This is a genomic window from Aureivirga marina (assembly GCF_015767265.1).
GTDB lineage: Bacteria > Bacteroidota > Bacteroidia > Flavobacteriales > Flavobacteriaceae > Aureivirga > Aureivirga marina.
On record NZ_JADPIB010000001.1, the window covers coordinates 696,381 to 715,594 of the forward strand.

A 19,214-nucleotide genomic window follows, 5' to 3' on the forward strand; every position below is an offset into this window, starting at 1 on the left:
ATGTCTCTCCAATTAATCAAACACTTTATTTTCTCCAATTTTTGCACTTTGTGCATTGATTACTTTATTGTTTGAATCAACTACAAATGCAACAATTGATATATTTTCTGCTTTTTCAATATTTCCTGGAACAGCTTGGTTAAATTGTCTAACATATAAATCTCCAACAGACTGTGCTTCCATTGAATCACCAAATAAATCAGTTAATGACTTTTTCATTACATCATTATGCTCATAATCTAAAATTGGACTTTCACCGTTATAGTATGAAGAATAATTTGTTTGCGAATAAATTAATTTATTCTCTAATAAATAAACAACAATTTTAGTATCTGCTACATTTTCAGCAAATGCAACTTTAACATCAATTGAAATATTATTGTTTTCTAAAGAAGAATTAATTGCTAAACCTAATTTTGGAGTTTGATTTAATGGTCCTTCTAACTCTTCTGGAGTTTTTGACCAAGAATTCCCTCTATTTACATAAGCTTTAGGATATCCTGTTCCTGGACTAATTCCATGGAATTCTTCAAGATCAGTTAAACGCTCATAAGCCATTACATCACCTCCTCTACCATGAATTGCAATTGGGATAATATTTGAATTATCTTCTACAACTTCATGTAATTTATATGCCATATCAACACAGTATCCACACCATGTTCCAGTAAATTCTTCAATCGTAATTTTTTGTGTAAAACTTGTTGGAAGTTCTTCAATCACGTTTAACTGTATTGTTTGCGTTCTAATTCCTTCATGTTTTGCATAAACATTGAAAGTTCCAACTTCCGTAGGTGTAAAAGTTTTTCCTTGAATTAATTCTTCATTAATATAGTATGTAGAATTATCTGTATAGTTTTCTCCTTTTTCACTCATTACTGAAAATTCAAAAGAAGAACCTGAATTTAGGTTTATTGTTTCTTCATTAGAGTTCAAAATTAGCTCTGTATATTCTACAGGCTCTTCTTCCTCACATGAAAAGGCAATCAAAATAAAGAAACACGCCATTATTTTGTTAAAAGTAGATGGTAATTTCATATTGACGAATATTTAAAGTTGTAATATTTTTATTAAAAACGATTCAAATATATATTATTTAATAATAAATAATACTAATAATTTTAAAATTCACTTAATTTTTATCAAAATTATTCGTTTAATTATATGTTAATTTTTTATAATTGCATACTAATTAAATTTAAAACTCTAGTTTATGAAAAAAATTATCCTTTTTGCATTCTTTATAGCCTTTACAAGTTATATGAGTGCACAGAACTCTCTTCCACAAATTTCTCTTAAAAATTTAAAAGGTGAAACTGTAGATATTAAAAGTCTAGAAAAAGATGGTTTGGTTATGATTAATTTCTGGGCGACTTGGTGTGGGCCTTGTGTAAAAGAACTTAACGCTTTAAGCGAAGAATACGATGAAATTGTTGAAGATACTAAAGTGAAAATTGTTGCAGTTTCAATTGATGACGCTAGAACAGCTCCAAGAGTAAATGCTTTCGTAAATGGAAAAGGTTGGCCTTTTGATGTATTATTAGATTCAAATAGTGATTTAAAAAGAGCGATGAATGTTGGAAATGTACCTCACGTTTTTATCATCAAAAATGGAAAAATCGTTTATAGCCACTCTGGATATACAGAAGGTGCAGAATATGAATTAATCGAAAAATTAGAAGAACTTTCTAAATCATAATATTGATGAATTTAAAATTAAAACAATTAATCCCAGCTTGCATATTAGGAATCTCTACTCTTACAACAGCCCAAGAATTAGGTAACATCTCAGGAAGTTTTGAATCAACTACACAACATTATAATAATGATGATGCTATTGGTGCTAACTTCGATAATGTTGACAAATGGGGGTCAAATAATTATTTGAAACTAGATTATAATTACGATAATATTTATGCTGGACTTCAGTATGAAGCTTATGTACCTGCTTTATATGGATTTGATCCAGATGGAAGCTTCGAAGGTGAAGCTGTAGCAAGTTATTATTTAGCTTATGAAAAAGAAAAATTTGGTGTACGAGGAGGATTTATCTATGACCAATTTGGTAGTGGTCTGATATTTCGTTCTTGGGAAGATAGACAAATTGGTATTAACAACGCTGTAAAAGGTGTTCGAGCATATATCAATTTTGATGATATTTTAAATGTAAAAACTGTCTACGGTAGACAAAGAAAAAATTTAAAAGAAACTGGTACTGGAGTTGTACGTGGTGTAGATGCAGAAGTAAATTTAAACAATTTGACAAAGCTTAACGGAAAATGGAAATTCAACGTTGGAGCTAGTGTTGTTGATCGTTATGAAGGAGGATATTCTGGACCTATTGAAGATTTTCCATCAAATGTTACTGCTTATTCTTTAAGATTTAATGCAACAAATGGTTCTATTTATTTTGATGCTGAATATGTAGGAAAAAGTAAAGATGCTTATGTAACTTTAGAACCACAAATTGAAGTAACTGATTTCTTTTTTGATGGAAATGCTTTTTTAGCAAACCTTGGATATTCTAGAAAAGGATTTGGAATTAACGCTACTTTCAGAAGAATGCAATTTATGAATTTCCGCTCTGAAAGAATTGCTCAAAATAATTCTTTAATTGTTAACTATGTTCCTGCTTTGACAAAACAACATGATTATAGCCTAACTAATATTTATGTTTATGCTGCACAATCAAATTTTATTTTATCAAAGAAACATGCAGTAACAGGAGAAATAGGAGGACAAATTGATATTTATTATACAATTCCTAAAGGAACTTTTCTTGGAGGAAAATATGGTACTAAAATTGCCATTAATGCTTCACAATGGAACGGTTTAGTTAACAATGGTTTCTTAAGATTTGAAGACAACAAATTAGTGGAAGCTGATGTTGACAATGAACTATTAAAGCTTGGAGAAAGATATTTCCAAGATATCAATATCGAAATTTATAAAAAATGGAACCGTAAATGGAAATCTACTGTTGCATTTTTAAATGGATACTATAATAATACTGTTTTAAAAGGTGGTCCTGGATCTGGTGGTGTTGTAAAAACACAAATTGCTGTTGCAGATGTAACTTACAATTTCACAAGAAGAAGTGCTCTTAGAGTAGAAGGTCAACACATGTGGGCTGATGATAGTACAGGAGATTGGGCTGCTGCAACTGTAGAATATACTTTTGCTCCAAAATGGTCTATTTATGCTGCCGATATGTATAATTATGGTAATAAAAAACCAGAAGGTTCAAATGAACCAGATAACCAATTCCAAGTTCATTATTATAATTTTGGAATGAGCTACACGAAAGGTTCTACTCGTTTTGCAGCTAGTTATGGAAGACAAAGAGCAGGATTATTATGTGTAGGAGGAGTTTGTAGAGTTGTACCAGCTTCTACTGGACTTACATTAACATTGAACACTACTTTCTAAATTATTTAGATATTTACTATTTTTTTTAAAATCCTCAGTTTTCTGGGGATTTTTTATTGCATAAAAAAAGCCTGATAAAAATATCAGGCTTCAATTTTTGCTCCCCCTCTTGGGCTCGAACCAAGGACCCTCTGATTAACAGTCAGATGCTCTAACCAACTGAGCTAAGGAGGAATTTATTTCTCTTTTGCGATTGCAAATATATATGAAAAAATTAATTCTACAATAATTTTTCAAAAAATAATTTAAGTTTTTTTTAATTCATTGAAATTCAATTATAATTCATTTCACTTTTTTTCATTTTAAATAAAATAACTTAAAAACTCTTTGAAAAATTCTCTAAAATAAAAAAAGCAGTAATTCATAAATTACTGCTTTTTCTATATAATGTATACTTTTAATTATAAAGCACTATCAATTTTTTCAGCATAAGTTGCTTTTGGTGCTACTCCAACTTGCTTATCAATAACTTCTCCATTTTTGAATAATAAAACTGTTGGGATATTTCTAATTCCAAATTTTGCAGCATACTCTTGGTTTGCATCAACATCAACTTTACCTACTACTGCTTTTCCTTCATATTCATTGCTAATCTCATCGATGATTGGTCCAACCATTTTACATGGTCCACACCATGCAGCCCAAAAATCTACTAAAACTGGTTTATCTGATTTAAGTACTACTTCTTCAAACGTTGCATCTGTGATTTCTAATGCCATAATATTATTTTTTTATTGTTTTATTTTAAATTCTTGTAAAGAAACTAATTTCAAATATATGAACAAAATTACATATAATTTTCACTTATTTTCCTATCCTAAAATCATTTTTTTCTATTTAAGTATTTCAGAAATTGATTTTTAAGTATTTCAAAATTAAAAATACTTTTTTTCATTGTTAAATCTAAAAAAATCACTTCAATATTTCTATATATTTACCACAAAAAAGAACTTAAATATAATGCAAAAAGTAACAACTAATTTAATTGAAAAAACAGTCTCTTTTGTCAAAGAAACATTAAAAAATGCAGAAGGTGGTCATGATTGGTTTCACATCGAAAGAGTTTGGAAAAATGCAAAACTTATCGCTAAAAATGAAAATGTAAATTTTGAAATCGTAGAATTAGGTGCACTTTTACATGATATCGCAGATGCTAAATTTCATGATGGAGATGAAACTGTTGGACCAAAAGTCGCAAGAAATTTCCTTGAAAAAGAAAATGTTGAAGAATCTAAAATCATTCATGTAGAAAATATCATTAAACACATTTCTTTTAAAAATGGCGATACTTCTCATATTTTTGATTCAAAAGAGTTACAAGTCGTTCGTGATGCAGATCGTTTAGATGCCATCGGAGCTATCGGAATTGCTAGAGCTTTTAATTATGGTGGATTTAAAAATAGAGCTTTACACAATCCTGAAATTGAACCAAAAATAAACCAAACAAAAGAAGAATATAAAAAGAGTAAAGCGCCAACAATTAATCATTTCTATGAAAAACTTCTTTTATTAAAAGATAAAATGCATACCGATTCTGCAAAGCAAATCGCTGAACAACGTCATTTATATATGGAACAATTTCTTTCACAATTTTTGGATGAATGGGATGGAAAAAAATAAATAATAAAAAACTTCTTCAAGTTTTATTGCTTGAAGAAGTTCTTATCAATTTTTCTATTTTTATTTTGACTCTGCAATCATCTTTTGTTTTCCTTTACTTTTTCGAATTCGAACAGAAACAACTTTATATTCTGGACACATTGCTTCTGAACAATGCTCATCGGAAGTAATATTATTCACCATAATTTCTGGAAAATGGAATGTTGTACTTAAAATTCCAGGTTTTACCCCTTCCGTAATCCAAGCTTTAATATCCACTTTTCCTCTTGGTGATTCCACACAAACAAAATCTCCATCAGAAATTCCATGTTCTTGCGCATCTTTCGGATTTAACCAAAGTTTATCTGTAGTGTGTACCTCAACATTTCCAGTTCTTCGAGTCATCGCTCCACAATTATAATGTTCTAAATCACGATTTGTAGTCAAAATATAAGGATATTCTTTTCCATTTTGAACAATCTCATTACTTTCTTTAAAGTCATTAAATTCAAAATATCCTTTTCCTCTTTTGAATTCTTTTGTGTGTAAAATTTTTGTGTCTGTTCCATCTGGAGCAACTGGCCATTGCTTTCCATTTTCACCAAGATTCTCCCAAGTAATTCCTGCAAAAAATGGAACTATTTCCGAAACTTCTTTTAAAGCTCCTTCTGCTGTATAATCTGGTTGTGTATAGCCCATTTTGTTCATCATATCCACGATGATTTGTCTATCTGGTTTGGTTCCTGCAATTGGTTCCACAACTTGATTTACTCTCTGCACACGTCTTTCTCCATTTGTAAAAGTTCCTGATTTTTCCAAGAAAGATGCTCCAGGCAAAATCACATCTGCTTGCTTTGCCGTTTCTGTCATGAATAATTCTTGAACAATCACTAAATCTGTATTGTTTAATGCTTTTATTACTTTTTGCGTATTCGGATCTGTTTGCACTACATCTTCTCCTATAATCCAAATTGCTTTTAATTTTCCTTCTAAAGCTGCATCAAACATCTCTGGAATTTTATAACCAATATGACTTGGAACTTGAACTCCATAGAACTCATTATATTTTTTATTAATTTCTGGTTTTGTAATATCTAAATACCCTGCTCCTTGATGTGGCTGCACTCCCATATCTGCACTTCCTTGTACATTATTTTGTCCACGTAATGGATTTACACCAACTCCTTTTCTACCAATATTTCCAGTCATTAAAGCTAAGTCTGCAATTTGCATTACTGTAAAAGTTCCTTGTGAATGCTCTGTTACTCCTAATCCATGAAAACTCATCGCATTTGGAGCTGTTGCATAAGCAATTGCTGCTTCTCGCACTTTTTCTTTAGAAACTCCTATAATTTCTTCTAATTCTTGAAGATTAATTTGCAGTAATTCTTTCTTAAATTCTTCAAATCCTTCTGTTCTATTTTGAATAAAACTTTCATCAACCAATCCTTCTGAAACAATATAATACATCATTATATTCAGTACAGCTACATTTGTTCCTGGACGAACTGGCAAATGATACGTTGCATGTCTTGCTAATTCTGTTTTTCTAGGATCAATCACAATCGAAATATTATCCTGTTTCATCGCAAATTGTTTCATTTTTGCTCCAGTAACAGGATGGCCGCTTGTCGGATTTGCACCAATTACCATGATACAATTTGTATGTTTCAAATCCTTAATCGAATTTGTTGCAGCTCCTGTTCCAAAAGTTCGTTGCATTCCTAAAGCAGTTGGGGAATGACAAACTCTCGCACATCCATCAATATTGTTGGTTTGAATTACAGCTCGATAAAATTTTTGCATTAAATAATTCTCTTCATTCGTACATCTTGAAGAAGAAATTCCTGCTAAACTATCTGGACCAAATTCTTCTTTATAATATTTAAATTTATCTGTGATATAATCATAAGCTTCTTCCCAACTTACTTCTTCAAACTCTCCATTTCTCTTAATCATTGGAGATCTTAAACGATCTGGATGATCATAAAATTTAAATGCATAACGACCTTTAATACAAGTATGTCCTTGGTTTACTTCTGCATCATAAGGTGCTTGAATAGATAAAACTTTTCCATTTTTAGTAGAAACATCTAAATTACATCCTACACCACAATACGTACAAACAGTTCTTGTCTTTTCTGTCGCTTGTATAGATTTTGATTGGAAAATATCTGAAATTGCACTTGTAGGACAAGCTTGCGAACAAGCTCCACAACTCACACAAGGAGAATCCATAAACGATTCATCATTTCCTTTGATAATATGCGCATCAAAACCTCTTCCAGCCATGCTTAAAACAAATTCACCTTGTACTTCATCACAAGCACGAACACAACGATAACAATTGATACATTTCGATAAATCTGAACGCATATAAGGGTGCGATACATCTTTTTCCCTATCCAAATGATTTTCACCTTCTGGATAACGAACCTCAGTAATTCCGACACTTGCAGCAACATCTTGTAATTCGCAGTTTCCATTTACTTCACAAGTCAAACAATCCATCGGATGATCTGTCAATACAAGTTCAATGATATTTTTTCTTAATTCTTGAATACTTTCTGAATTAGGATAAATAAAGCTATTTGCCATCACAGGTGTGTGACAAGAAGCAACTGTTTTTGTTTTTCCATCTTTCTCTAAAGCCACTTCCACACTACAAACTCTACAAGAACCAAAAGCTTCCAGATTTGGAGCATCACAAAGTGTAGGAATTATTTTTTCACCTTCAATTCTTTTAACAAAATTCAAGATAGTTTCTCCATTTTTATATGGATAAGGAATATTATTTATATATGCTATTTGTTCCATAATTTCTTTTTTTACTAATGATTAATTGAAAAAACCTTCTAATTCATCTCCAAAATATTGAAGTGCATTTTTAGCTGGAAGCGGAATTCCTCCTCCATGTGCGCAAAGCGAACCTTGTTCTAAAGTGTTCAATAAATCATTAAATAATTTCCTACTAATCTTATAATCGGACTGCACCGTTTTTTGCAGCATTTCATGTGCTCTTTTTGTTCCTAATCGGCATGGAAAACATTTCCCACAACTTTCATAAGCAGCAAAATCAAATAGATGTTCTAAATATTGAATCATCGGAAAATTTTCTGGAATCGAAACAATTCCTGCATGACCTAATAAAAAACCTTCTTTTGCAAAAGATTCAAAATCGATTGCTAAGTTTTCAAACTTTTCTTTTGGAACAATTCCTCCTAATGGTCCTCCAATATGAAGTGCTTTAATTTCTTTTTTAAACCCACCACCTAAATCATTTATCACCGTCATTAAAGGTGTTCCCATTTCTACTTCATAAACACCAGGATTGTTAAAGAAACTATCCAAACAAACCAATTTCGTTCCTGAAGATTTTTCTGTTCCTAAATTATTATAAGATTCTCCTCCATTTTTTAAAATCGAATAAGCAGCAGCCAATGTTTCCACATTATTTACAATTGTTGGTCGATTAAAAAGTCCTTGTTGTGTTGGATATGGCGGACGAGTTCGAACTTCTGGTCTTTGTCCTTCGATAGAATTAATCAAAGCTGTTTCTTCTCCACAGATATAGGCTCCTTTTGCTTCAATAATTTTAAAGTCAAAATCAAAACCACTTTCATTAATGTTTTTTCCTAAAAGATTATGTTCTCTTAATTCATCAATCGCATTTTGAATAATAGTAACAGATTCTGGATATTCCGCTCGAATGTATAAAACTCCCCAATTTGCATGTGTACAATAACCAGCAATCATCATTCCTGCTAAAACAGCATGTGGTCTTTTCTCTAACAAATATCTATCGGAATATGCTCCTGGATCTCCTTCGTCTGCATTACAAATAATAAATTTTTCATTACTTTCTTCATTTCGACAAGCTTCCCATTTGAATCCCATCGGAAAACCTGCTCCTCCTCTTCCACGAACATTTGATTTTTTTATCTCTTCTAAAACTTCTTTAGAATCTTGTTTTAAAATATTTTTAATTACTTCATAATGTTTTTCAAAACCTTCATAAGAAGCTGTTAACACTTCCTTTGTTGCTTTTACATTATATGTATCTTCCTCAAAGTTTTTTCCTGAAAAAATCTCCTTAATCTCTTCATTTGATTTTGCCGAATAATTTTTGTCTTGAAACTGAAAAGCTCCATTTTCATGACATCTTCCTAAACACGTAATATGACCAATTTCTTCAGGCTGCAAATATTTTTCAAGTTCTTCTTGCACTTTTTCTTGTGTTCCAGCACAAACACACGCAGATCCATTACAGACATATGCTTTTTTACCTTTATTTTCTGGCTTCATAAAATCATAAAATGAAGCTGCTCCATAGGTATTTGCTTTTCCAATTAAAAATTCTTGTGCAAGTTCTTCTAATCTTTCACTTGTTGGAGTTCCAGATTCTTTTGCAGCTATTCCCAATTTTTCAAATAAATTATCGGAAATGCCTTTTTTGCCTGATAATTCGCTTAGGTTTTTCGACATGTTTTTTTGGTTTTTCTCCTAAGATACTTAAAAAAAACTCTAGTTTTAAACCTTAAAATTCATGAAAAAAGTACTAAAACATTTAAAATCAAGCTATTTTCTACACAACTTCAAACATCGACTAATTAATTAACTGTTTAGCAATATTTTATATAATAAAAGATTCGTATTTCAACATTTCTTTCAATTATTAAAATATTACTAAAACATATATTTTAGAATGATTCTAAGAGTAAAAATTAACAAATATTTAGATTTTCCTAAAAAAATTACTCAACAATTAAAAATTCTGTTCTTCTATTTTGTTGATGTTCTTCCTCTGAACACCTTACGTCATTTTTACATTTATTTACGTGTTCTGTCTCTCCTTTTCCTTCAAAAGTGATTCTTTCTGCTGCAATTCCATTTTTAATTAAATATTCTACAGTAGATTTTGCTCTATTTTGAGAAAGTTTTTGGTTATATGCATCAGAAGCTCTACTATCTGTGTGCGAAGTTGCATGCACATTTATATCTGTATATTTCTTTAAAATTGCTACAATTTCATCCAATTGGTCAGCTGCATCAGGACGAATATTCCATTTGTCTAAATCGAAATGAATTTTATCTAAAACAATCTTATCATTTAAGTGTGGTTTTTTGTATTCTAATTCTGAAGTAAACGAATGATTTTGTCCATTTTTATAGGAAGTTTCTACAGGAATTCTTTTTTCTTTAAACAATTCATTTGTCAAAATAATTTCAAATTTTTCTTCACAAGGGAGTTTAAATTTATAAGATTTATCAATTAATTTCTGACTAACAACAGTGTCTTTTTTTTCATTTAAAACACTTACAATTGTTTCTCCTAAAATATTTTCTGGTAAAGAGATTTCACCTTCAACAATTTCAAAACAATCAAATTTAATTGGCTCTTTCTCTTCTAAAAAATAAATGTCATCATCACCTTTTCCTAATTTTCGATTGGAAGAAAGATATCCTTTTCTAGTTTTTGGATGAATTACAAAAGCAAAATCATCGTATTTTGTATTAATTTTTTTATCTAATAATTTCGGATCAGTGATGAAATCAGAATACATTTTTACCGCATAAATATCTAATCCACCTTTTTTTTCTTCCATACCATTTGAAGCAAAATAAAGTACATTATCTACATCTAAAAACGGAAACATTTCTTTTCCTTTTGTGTTGATTTTTTCGCCTAAATTTTCTGCTTTTCCAAAACTTCCATCTTCCTTAACTGAAATTTTATAAATATCTGTTTTTCCAAAACCATTTGGCATATCAGACACAAAATATAGCGTTTTTTCATCTTTACTTAAAGTTGGATGTCCAACAGAATAATCTGTACTATTATAAGGAAATTCTTGTTCATTAATCCATTCTCCTTCTTCATTAATTTCTGCAATATAAATACTCAAATGATTCATTCCATCTTCATCTTCACTGTATTTATCATTGTAAAAATTGTTTCTTGTAAAAAACACTTTTTTACCATCTTTTGTAAAAGTTACATCAGCTTCATGATATTTTGTATTTACTTTTTTAGAAAATTTCTTTACATCTAAAATATCTCCTTCTTCATCAATTTTTCCAATATACAATTCTAAAAATGGTTGATTATTTCCTTTCCAAACTCTTTTAACAATTTGATGTTTTGTGTCAGGAGAAGCAAAAACAACCAAAGAATCTTGAAAAAAAGTAGTTCCAAAATCAGAGAATTTTGTGTTTACTTTACTATTATTTATTTCAAATCTTGATTCTTGTGCGAATAGAAAAATAGAAGAAAAAAGGAAAATTAAGGTAGAAATTTGTTTCATAATTTGTCAGCTTTAAATGAAATGCTATTTAAATTATCTGAAGGTTTTTTAGAATTAAACTAGAAAAAACGAGGCGATTTTAAATCTCCTTTGGAAAAATCAACCGAATATTGTAGGAAAACTTCATGAGAACCATGACTATAATCGTATAATTTACTTATTGTATAATCATAAGCATAACCCATTGTCAAATTCGGAACAACCACAAAACTTACCAATCCAGAAACAGCATCTTCCCAGCGATAAGCAACTCCAAGTCCAAATCTTTCCGAAAATAAGAAATTTGCAGTTACATCAAACGAAATTGGAGAGTTTTCCACAATTTTAAAGAAAGTTGCAGGTTTAAATTTGATATTTTTTGTCAAATCAAAAACATAACCTCCAGTTACAAAAAAGTGAACTTCTTCAGAAGCATCTTCATATTGTCCATTTGAAGTTTCGAAGTAAGTTGATTTTAAAACATTTGGAACGGAAGCTCCAATGTAATATTTATCCGTGTAGAAAAAACTTCCAAAACCAAAATTTCCATGATTTTTCTGTAAATCAGCATTCATCAACCCAGGTGGAATTTCATTTAAAGCAGCAAAATCAAAATTCAACATAGTAATTCCTCCTTTTACTCCAAATGCCCAATTATATTTTTGATTCCAGCGAATTGTATAAGAAAAATCTACATAAAAATTAGTTTCTTTTAAAGGTCCAGCCTCATCATGAATTACTGAAAAACCTGCTCCCAAAGCATTTGCAATTGGAGCGTGAATTGCTCCAGTAAAAGTTGTTGGCGCTCCATCAATTCCTACCCATTGTGTTCTTCCTAATAAACCGATGCTTAATGTTTTTTGTGAACCTGCATATGCAGGATTAATCACATTCATATTATACATATATTGGGTGTATTGCGGATCTTGCTGCGCAACTAATTTGAAAGAGAAAAATAGAAAAATGAGTAATATTTTTTTCATAAGCAGAGAATGATTCATTTGAAATGATGAAGATAAGGTTTTATTTCATGCAATAAAAAAACTATAGAAACTTTAAGCAACTATAGTTTTATTTTTTTCTTTTAATTCAAATTTGTCTTATTTATTATATTTTTTTAAGTTTTTTCATTTTTTATAAAACTTTAAAAAAATGGCAATAAATACAACTGGAATTAAAAATAAATAATTTAAAAATTCAGATTCTAACCAACCATAATGTTTTAAAATCCATTTAATTAATATTAAAACAAAAACAACAATTGCTAAAATAATTTTAAGGTTGTTTTGTAAGAATTTTATATTGATTTTCAGCATTTTGAACTCTTCTTTTCTCAAGAGAATATTATCTATTTCTTTTTTCTACATAAATTTCATTAATCGTTTTTCCGTTTTCGGCTTTTTCAATTAATTCTAAAACATCTCCTTCTTGCACATTTCCTGGTTGAATAATTTTAAAATAAACACCAGATTTATCTTCTAAAAAGAATTGTTTAACAACTTTTGCATCGTTAAATCGGATTCCAAGTTTAAAACATGGTTCTCTAGGAATTGTTGCTTCCACAATTGCTTCTCCTATTTTATATATATCTCCACTTTTGATTTCATGTTCATCTAAATGTTCAACAGTGATATTTTCACCAAACATTCCATTTGACCATTCCAGATTTGGATAATGTTTTTGCCAAAACTCATAATGATTATGACCATACATATAGACAGCTTTTCTTTCACCTCCATGATATCTTCTATCGACTACAGCATCATTATCAACAGTTTCTGTATTTAAAAAAATTGATTTTTCTACTGGAAACTTGAAAATTCCTGTTTCAACTTCTTTGCCTTTCCAAGTTACTTTTTTACGTTCTCCTAGGTTTACACTTAAAACTTTCATTCGATTTTATTTTTTTCGAATGTATAAATTAAAAAACATAGACGAAAATAAATTGTGTGACTTTAATCATAAATTAAGACGAAAGAATACCTGAAATTAGTAACTTCAAAATAATGCGGTCTTTACAATTTTAAGTGTAAAAAATTAAAAATATGTTAAATCATATTAACCGTGTAATGAATTCAAAGTATTAACGTCCAAGTAATAAACAAGATTGAAATGAAGCAATTATTACAGCAAAGTATAGACAGGGCAGTCTCTTATGAGACTTACAAAGATTTAATCAAAAATCTTTTAGAACACAACAAAACAACGGGTCCAAATCATACAGAAGATTTGGTGAACTATACAATTCTAAATGACCGAAGAATGGATCGTTTAGATAAGAAGATTAGCATTTCAGAAGATACAAAACAAGTAATAAAGAACATAAATAAAGGTCAAGTTTGGTTAGTTATTTCAGAAGCTTGGTGTGGTGATGCGGCGCAAAATTTACCTATATTACACAAAATCAGCCAAGCTTCTGATTTGATTGATTTCAAAGTAATATTGAGAGATGAAAATCCAGAACTTATGGATGCATTTCTAACCAACGGAGCAAGAGCAATTCCTAAAATGGTTTTAATTGAGAAAGAAACATTAGAGGTTATTGGAACTTGGGGACCTAGACCATCGGAGGCAACTCAAATGGTAAAAGATTATAAAGAAAAACATGGTGCATTAGACGCTGAGTTTAAAAAAGATTTACAAGTTTGGTACAATAAAAATAAAGGACAAAACTTACAGGACGACATCGTAAAATTGATGAAACCTGTAGTTGTTGAATAACATTGATGGAAATGACTTTAAAAAAGTTAAGATTTAAGTTTTTTTATAAAGTTTAAGTTACTTCAATAATATTTTAATTTGGTTAATTTAGTTTCAAATACCTTCGAGATTTCTCAGCTCGGAGGTATTTTCGTATTGTCTTATTGTTAATACTTTTAAATTCATCAAAACTTTTACAAACAAATTTTATCTTTGCAGCAAACTCAAATAATTTATGATTGTAGATTTTAAAGATTTAGAAGAAACAGCCAAAGTTTATATTTATCCATCGAAAACAAAACTATATCCTGAACAAATTGAAAAACTAAAACAACGTGTTCAAGAATTTCTAGCTGATTTCTCTACAAATGAATGTTCTTTTGATGTAAAATACAATCGAATTCTACTTATTGCAATTGATGATGAGACACCTCTAACAGTTACAGATTTAGATACACTTTCTACGTTTATTCTAGAATTAGAAAAAGAGTTTGAAACTTCACTCTTAGACAAAATGAATATTTGCTTTAAACAGGGAGAATATTTACAAATTAAAGAAATTAAAGAGTTTAAAGAATTAATTAAAAAGAAAAGTGTGTCTAAGAAAACTATTCTTTTAGACAATTTTGTAAACTCAAAATATGAATTAGATAACTTCTGGGAAGTTCCAGCAGAAGAAAGTTGGATTTCGCATTTTTTCAAATAAAAATTTACCTTTTTTCAATATTTCATTACATATTTTAACTTCAAGATAACTTTAAAACTTTAACTATTAACTGTTTAGTAAATATTACAAAACGGCTAATTAATTGAGTTTTTCTTTCTTTACTTACATCAAAACACGATATTTTATGAGTAAGAGTAAGAAGTTGAAGGAAGGACAAAATCGACGTAAAAGAAAGGTTGATCTCGTAATAATCTCCGATGTACATCTTGGCACTTATGGTTGCCACGCCAAAGAACTTCTTCTCTACTTAAAAAGTATCAAACCCAAAAAAGTAATACTCAACGGTGATATCATCGATGTTTGGCAGTTTAAAAAAAGATATTGGCCAAAATCACATATGAAAATCATAAAACATCTTATTGGCTGGATGTCACAAGGTGTAGAAATGTACTATATCACAGGAAATCATGATGAAATTTTCCGAAAATTTGTCAATTTTGAAATTGGTTCTCTTAAAATCGTCAACCAACTTGAATTAGAAATTGACGGTAAAAAAGCATGGATTTTTCATGGTGATGTTTTCGATGTTACAATGCAATATTCAAAATGGTTAACAAAACTTGGCGCAATTGGTTATGATTTATTAATTTTAATAAACAAGCTTGTAAATAATTGTAGCCAGTTTTTTGGAAAAGGAAAAATTTCACTTTCAAAAAAAATTAAAGACAAAGTCAAAAGCGCAGTAAAATTTATTAATGATTTTGAAAATACTGCCACTGAAATTGGAGTTGAAAAAGGATATGATTATGTGATTTGCGGACACATTCATCAGCCAGAAATGAAAGAATTTAAACATGGAAATAAGCGAATTCAATATTTAAATTCTGGTGATTGGATCGAAAATCTTACAGCTTTAGAATACCATAAAGGAAGTTGGAATATTTTTCAATTTAAAGAAGAATATTACTTTTCTGAACACGAAGAAGCAAATGATATTACGGATAAAACGTCCAAAGAAATTTTTGGGGAATTGTTAAACGATTTTAATATTGGAAAAAGATGAAAATATTGTATGCTATTCAAGGAACTGGAAACGGTCATTTAAGTAGAGCAAAAGAGATTATTCCTGCTTTGGAAAACAGAGCAGAAGTAGATATTTTAATCAGCGGAATTCAAGCTGATATAGAGCTTCCTTTTGAAGTGAAATATCAATATAAAGGTTTGAGTTTTATCTTTGGTAAAAAAGGCGGAATTGACTTCTTTGATACATTCAAAAAGAATAAAACATTTCGAGTAATTAAAGAAATCCTGAATTGTCCAGTTAAAAACTACGATTTAGTAATTAATGATTTCGAACCGATTTCAGCTTGGGCGTGTAAAATTCGTGGAATTAATTGTATTTCTTTAAGTCATCAATCTGCTCTTTTGTCTAAAAATGTTCCACTTCCAAATCATAAAGATTGGGTGAGTAATTTAATTTTAAAATATTATGCTCCTGCAATTCAACATTTCGGTTTTCATTTTGAAAACTATGATCAAAATATCTTTTTACCAATTATTCGAAAAGGAATTCGCCAATTACAACCGAAATTAAATAATTATTATACTGTTTATCTTCCAGCATATTCAGATAAAAGATTAATCAAAGTTTTAAGTCAAATTAAAAATACAAATTGGCAAGTTTTTTCGAAACATTGTTCAGAAGCTTATGAAATTGAAAATATAAAAATTCAACCAATCGAAGGAAAAACTTTTGAAAATAGTCTTGCAAATTGCAATGGAGTTCTTTGTGGAGCTGGATTTGAAACTCCAGCAGAAACACTTTTCCTAGGAAAAAAACTAATGGTAATTCCAATGAAAAATCAATATGAACAACATTATAATGCAGCAAGTTTAAAAAAGATTGGTGTTCCTGTTTTGAAAAAATTAAAACAAAAAAACATTCCTAAAATTGAAAAATGGATTGAAAAAGAGCAAAATATAGAAGTTTACTATCCTGATTGCACACAGATGATTATTGATAATATTCTTTCAAAGTATATTATAACAAATGAATTGACAAATAGAGTACTTCAAAATAGTATTTAATTTTGTTTGGGGCTTTCCCTAACGGGTCGAGCTTTTCGCTATATCTTTTGCTCCGTTCCTCCACAAAAGGATGCCGCTGCAATCCCTAAGCCAAAAGAAAGGATTATACAAAATAAGTAAATAAAAAAGGCTTTAATTATATATTAAAGCCTTTTATTTTTTATAAACTACAAGTAATTATTTACAATTTGCTTTTACTTCTAATTTTTCAAATCCAACGATGAAAATTTTAGAAGATACAGTTGAAGTTACGTTAGTAATTCCATCCGTACACTTACCGTTTAATTCTTGTAAAGCAGATGTTGTTTCTGAGTGAGTGTCCATTGGTGTTAAACCAAAGATGTTTGTTTTCTTTTTCACAACACTTACTTCTTTTCCAGCATTAGTATAGTTTGTTGGTGTAGAAACTACTCCCATAGTTCCACAACTAGTTAATAAAAAACCTGATACTAATGATAATACAATTAATTTTTTCATAATGTTATTTAAATTTGGCGCAATTTAAATAAATTATTCAAATTAACTATTATATTAACAGTTTTATTTTATTATGTATATTTTTTTAACTTTAATCTGAAATTAATTACTAATCAAATAACAAAAAGTTTAAGAACATCTTTATACTTATGTGTCATGTAAAATAAAAAAGCTCGCCATTACAGCGAGCTTTTTAGATGATATATATTTAGAAAATCTTAAGATTCTTCTTCACCTGGCTTTAAAGGTACGTTTTGTGGAACGAAATCCTCATCGTATCCTGGCTTACTATAATCATAAGCCCAACGAGTAACCTCTGGAATTTCTCCTGGCCAGTTTCCATGAATATGTTCTACTGGAGTAGTCCATTCTAATGTATTAGATTTCCATGGATTTTGCTCAGCTTTCTTACCTCTATAAATACTAATAAAGAAGTTAGCTAAGAATACAATTTGTACAATTCCTCCGAAGATTGCAAAACAAGTAATAATTACGTTTACGTCTGCTAAATCATCGAATAAAGGGAAAGCTGTGTTAGTATAATAACGTCTTGGTAAACCAGCTAATCCTAAGAAGTGCATTGGGAAGAATACTCCGTATGCAGCGATTAAAGTACCCCAGAAGTGAACATAACCTAAAGACTTGTTCATCATTCTTCCGTACATTTTAGGGAACCAGTGGTAAACTCCAGCGAACATTCCTAAAATTGCAGATACACCCATTACTAAGTGGAAGTGAGCAATTACGAAATAAGTATCGTGAACGTTAATATCTAAGGCACTATCTCCTAAAACTAATCCAGTTAAACCTCCTGATACGAATGTAGAAACTAATCCGATAGAGAATAACATTGCTGGATTCATTTGTAGGTTACCTTTCCAAAGAGTTGTAATATAGTTAAATGCTTTTACCGCAGATGGAATTGCAATTAATAATGTTGTGAATGTAAACACAGAACCTAAGAATGGGTTCATCCCTGATACGAACATGTGGTGTCCCCATACGATTGTTGATAAGAAAGCAATCGCTAAGATAGAACCAATCATCGCTCTATATCCGAAAATTGGTTTACGAGAATTTGTTGCAATAATCTCAGATGTAATACCTAATGCAGGTAATAATACGATATATACCTCAGGGTGTCCTAAGAACCAGAATAAGTGCTCGAATAATACAGGAGATCCTCCTTCATAGTGTAACACTTCTCCTTGAATGAAGATATCTGATAAGTAGAAAGAAGTTCCGAAGCTTCTATCGAAGATTAATAATAATGCAGCTGATAATAAAACTGGGAATGAAACCACACCGATAATAGCAGTGATAAAGAAAGCCCAAATTGTTAAAGGCAATCTTGTCATTTTCATTCCTTTTGTTCTTAAGTTTAATACAGTAACTATATAGTTAAGAGATCCGATTAATGAAGATGCAATGAAGATAGCCATAGAAACTAACCAAAGCGTCATTCCCATTCCAGATCCTCCCATTGCTTGTGGTAAAGCAGATAATGGTGGATAAATTGTCCATCCAGCAGCTGCTGGTCCAGCTTCTACGAATAATGAAATTACCATGATTATACTTGATAAGAAGAATAACCAATATGATAACATATTCATAAATCCTGAAGCCATATCACGAGCTCCAATTTGTAATGGAATTAAAAGGTTACTAAAAGTTCCACTTAATCCAGCTGTAAGTACGAAGAATACCATGATTGTACCATGAATGGTAACTAATGCAAGGTACATGTCTGGTGACATTACTCCTCCTTCTTGATGCTTTCCTAAGAAAGCTTCAATTAATCCAAAAGATTGTTCTGGCCATGCTATTTGTAAACGGAATAACATAGACATGAAAACCCCAATGATTCCCATAAAGATTCCAGTAACAAGGAATTGCTTAGAAATCATTTTATGATCATAACTAAATACGTATTTAGTAATAAATGTTTCTTTATGATGATCTGACATATT

General features: G+C 30.1%; 16 protein-coding genes and 1 tRNA gene. 7 read left to right on the top strand and 10 right to left on the bottom strand.

What is annotated here, in order from left to right; genetic code table 11:
- Positions 1–12: 12 nt before the first annotated feature.
- Positions 13–1,038, bottom strand: coding sequence for an Omp28-related outer membrane protein (locus I1A51_RS03175; protein WP_196891051.1), 1,026 nt, complete (start codon positions 1,036–1,038; stop codon positions 13–15).
- Positions 1,039–1,213: 175 nt separating this feature from the next.
- On the opposite strand from I1A51_RS03175, the gene I1A51_RS03180 reads away from it, so the two are divergent.
- Together I1A51_RS03180 and I1A51_RS03185 are read left to right on the top strand one after the other, a co-directional pair.
- Positions 1,214–1,699, top strand: coding sequence for a TlpA family protein disulfide reductase (locus I1A51_RS03180; protein ID WP_231373950.1), 486 nt, complete (start codon positions 1,214–1,216; stop codon positions 1,697–1,699).
- A gap of 5 nt (positions 1,700–1,704) precedes the next feature.
- Complete coding sequence (locus I1A51_RS03185; RefSeq protein ID WP_196891053.1) at positions 1,705–3,429, top strand: DUF6029 family protein; 1,725 nt, start codon at positions 1,705–1,707, stop codon at positions 3,427–3,429.
- Positions 3,430–3,529: 100 nt separating this feature from the next.
- On the opposite strand, the gene I1A51_RS03190 is transcribed toward I1A51_RS03185, so the two are convergent.
- Both I1A51_RS03190 and trxA read right to left on the bottom strand, forming a co-directional pair.
- Positions 3,530–3,603 (bottom strand) — tRNA-Asn (locus I1A51_RS03190).
- 227 nt (positions 3,604–3,830) lie between these two features.
- Positions 3,831–4,148, bottom strand: coding sequence for a thioredoxin (gene trxA / locus I1A51_RS03195; protein ID WP_196891055.1), 318 nt, complete (start codon positions 4,146–4,148; stop codon positions 3,831–3,833).
- 241 nt (positions 4,149–4,389) lie between these two features.
- Here trxA and I1A51_RS03200 point away from each other — a divergent pair, with 241 nt between their 5' ends.
- Positions 4,390–5,049 carry an HD domain-containing protein gene (locus I1A51_RS03200; RefSeq protein ID WP_196891056.1) on the top strand — a complete coding sequence of 220 codons (660 nt, stop codon included), beginning with the start codon at positions 4,390–4,392 and terminating at the stop codon, positions 5,047–5,049.
- A gap of 60 nt (positions 5,050–5,109) precedes the next feature.
- On the opposite strand, the gene fdhF is transcribed toward I1A51_RS03200, so the two are convergent.
- The 5 genes from fdhF to I1A51_RS03225 all read right to left on the bottom strand — a co-directional run bounded on the left by fdhF (position 5,110) and on the right by I1A51_RS03225 (position 13,205).
- On the bottom strand, positions 5,110–7,845 hold the full coding sequence (gene fdhF, locus I1A51_RS03205) for a formate dehydrogenase subunit alpha (RefSeq protein ID WP_196891058.1): 2,736 nt from the start codon (positions 7,843–7,845) through the stop codon (positions 5,110–5,112).
- A 21-nt stretch (positions 7,846–7,866) separates the two neighbouring features.
- Entirely contained in the window at positions 7,867–9,513 is a 1,647-nt protein-coding gene (locus I1A51_RS03210; RefSeq protein ID WP_196891060.1) for an NADH-ubiquinone oxidoreductase-F iron-sulfur binding region domain-containing protein, read from the bottom strand.
- 269 nt (positions 9,514–9,782) lie between these two features.
- Positions 9,783–11,333, bottom strand: a complete 1,551-nt coding sequence (locus I1A51_RS03215; protein WP_196891062.1) for an OmpA family protein — start codon at positions 11,331–11,333, stop codon at positions 9,783–9,785.
- A gap of 59 nt (positions 11,334–11,392) precedes the next feature.
- Positions 11,393–12,295 carry a PorP/SprF family type IX secretion system membrane protein gene (locus tag I1A51_RS03220; RefSeq protein ID WP_196891063.1) on the bottom strand — a complete coding sequence of 301 codons (903 nt, stop codon included), beginning with the start codon at positions 12,293–12,295 and terminating at the stop codon, positions 11,393–11,395.
- 361 nt (positions 12,296–12,656) lie between these two features.
- Positions 12,657–13,205, bottom strand: coding sequence for an MOSC domain-containing protein (locus tag I1A51_RS03225; protein ID WP_196891065.1), 549 nt, complete (start codon positions 13,203–13,205; stop codon positions 12,657–12,659).
- 219 nt (positions 13,206–13,424) lie between these two features.
- Between I1A51_RS03225 and I1A51_RS03230 the strand changes: the two genes are divergently transcribed.
- The 4 genes from I1A51_RS03230 to I1A51_RS03245 all read left to right on the top strand — a co-directional run bounded on the left by I1A51_RS03230 (position 13,425) and on the right by I1A51_RS03245 (position 16,767).
- A complete protein-coding gene (locus I1A51_RS03230) occupies positions 13,425–14,033 on the top strand; it encodes a thioredoxin family protein (RefSeq protein WP_196891067.1) in 609 nt (202 codons plus the stop codon).
- A 214-nt stretch (positions 14,034–14,247) separates the two neighbouring features.
- Positions 14,248–14,718 carry an ABC transporter ATPase gene (locus tag I1A51_RS03235; protein WP_196891068.1) on the top strand — a complete coding sequence of 157 codons (471 nt, stop codon included), beginning with the start codon at positions 14,248–14,250 and terminating at the stop codon, positions 14,716–14,718.
- A gap of 145 nt (positions 14,719–14,863) precedes the next feature.
- A complete protein-coding gene (locus tag I1A51_RS03240) occupies positions 14,864–15,742 on the top strand; it encodes a UDP-2,3-diacylglucosamine diphosphatase (protein ID WP_196891070.1) in 879 nt (292 codons plus the stop codon).
- Positions 15,739–16,767, top strand: coding sequence for a glycosyltransferase family protein (locus I1A51_RS03245; protein WP_196891072.1), 1,029 nt, complete (start codon positions 15,739–15,741; stop codon positions 16,765–16,767). Before I1A51_RS03240 ends, I1A51_RS03245 begins: the two co-directional genes overlap by 4 nt.
- Before the next feature lie 177 nt (positions 16,768–16,944).
- Here I1A51_RS03245 and I1A51_RS03250 read toward each other — a convergent pair whose 3' ends face one another.
- Together I1A51_RS03250 and I1A51_RS03255 are read right to left on the bottom strand one after the other, a co-directional pair.
- On the bottom strand, positions 16,945–17,244 hold the full coding sequence (locus I1A51_RS03250; RefSeq protein WP_196891073.1) for a hypothetical protein: 300 nt from the start codon (positions 17,242–17,244) through the stop codon (positions 16,945–16,947).
- A gap of 218 nt (positions 17,245–17,462) precedes the next feature.
- A complete protein-coding gene (locus tag I1A51_RS03255) occupies positions 17,463–19,211 on the bottom strand; it encodes a cytochrome c oxidase subunit I (protein ID WP_196891076.1) in 1,749 nt (582 codons plus the stop codon).
- Positions 19,212–19,214: the final 3 nt, after the last annotated feature.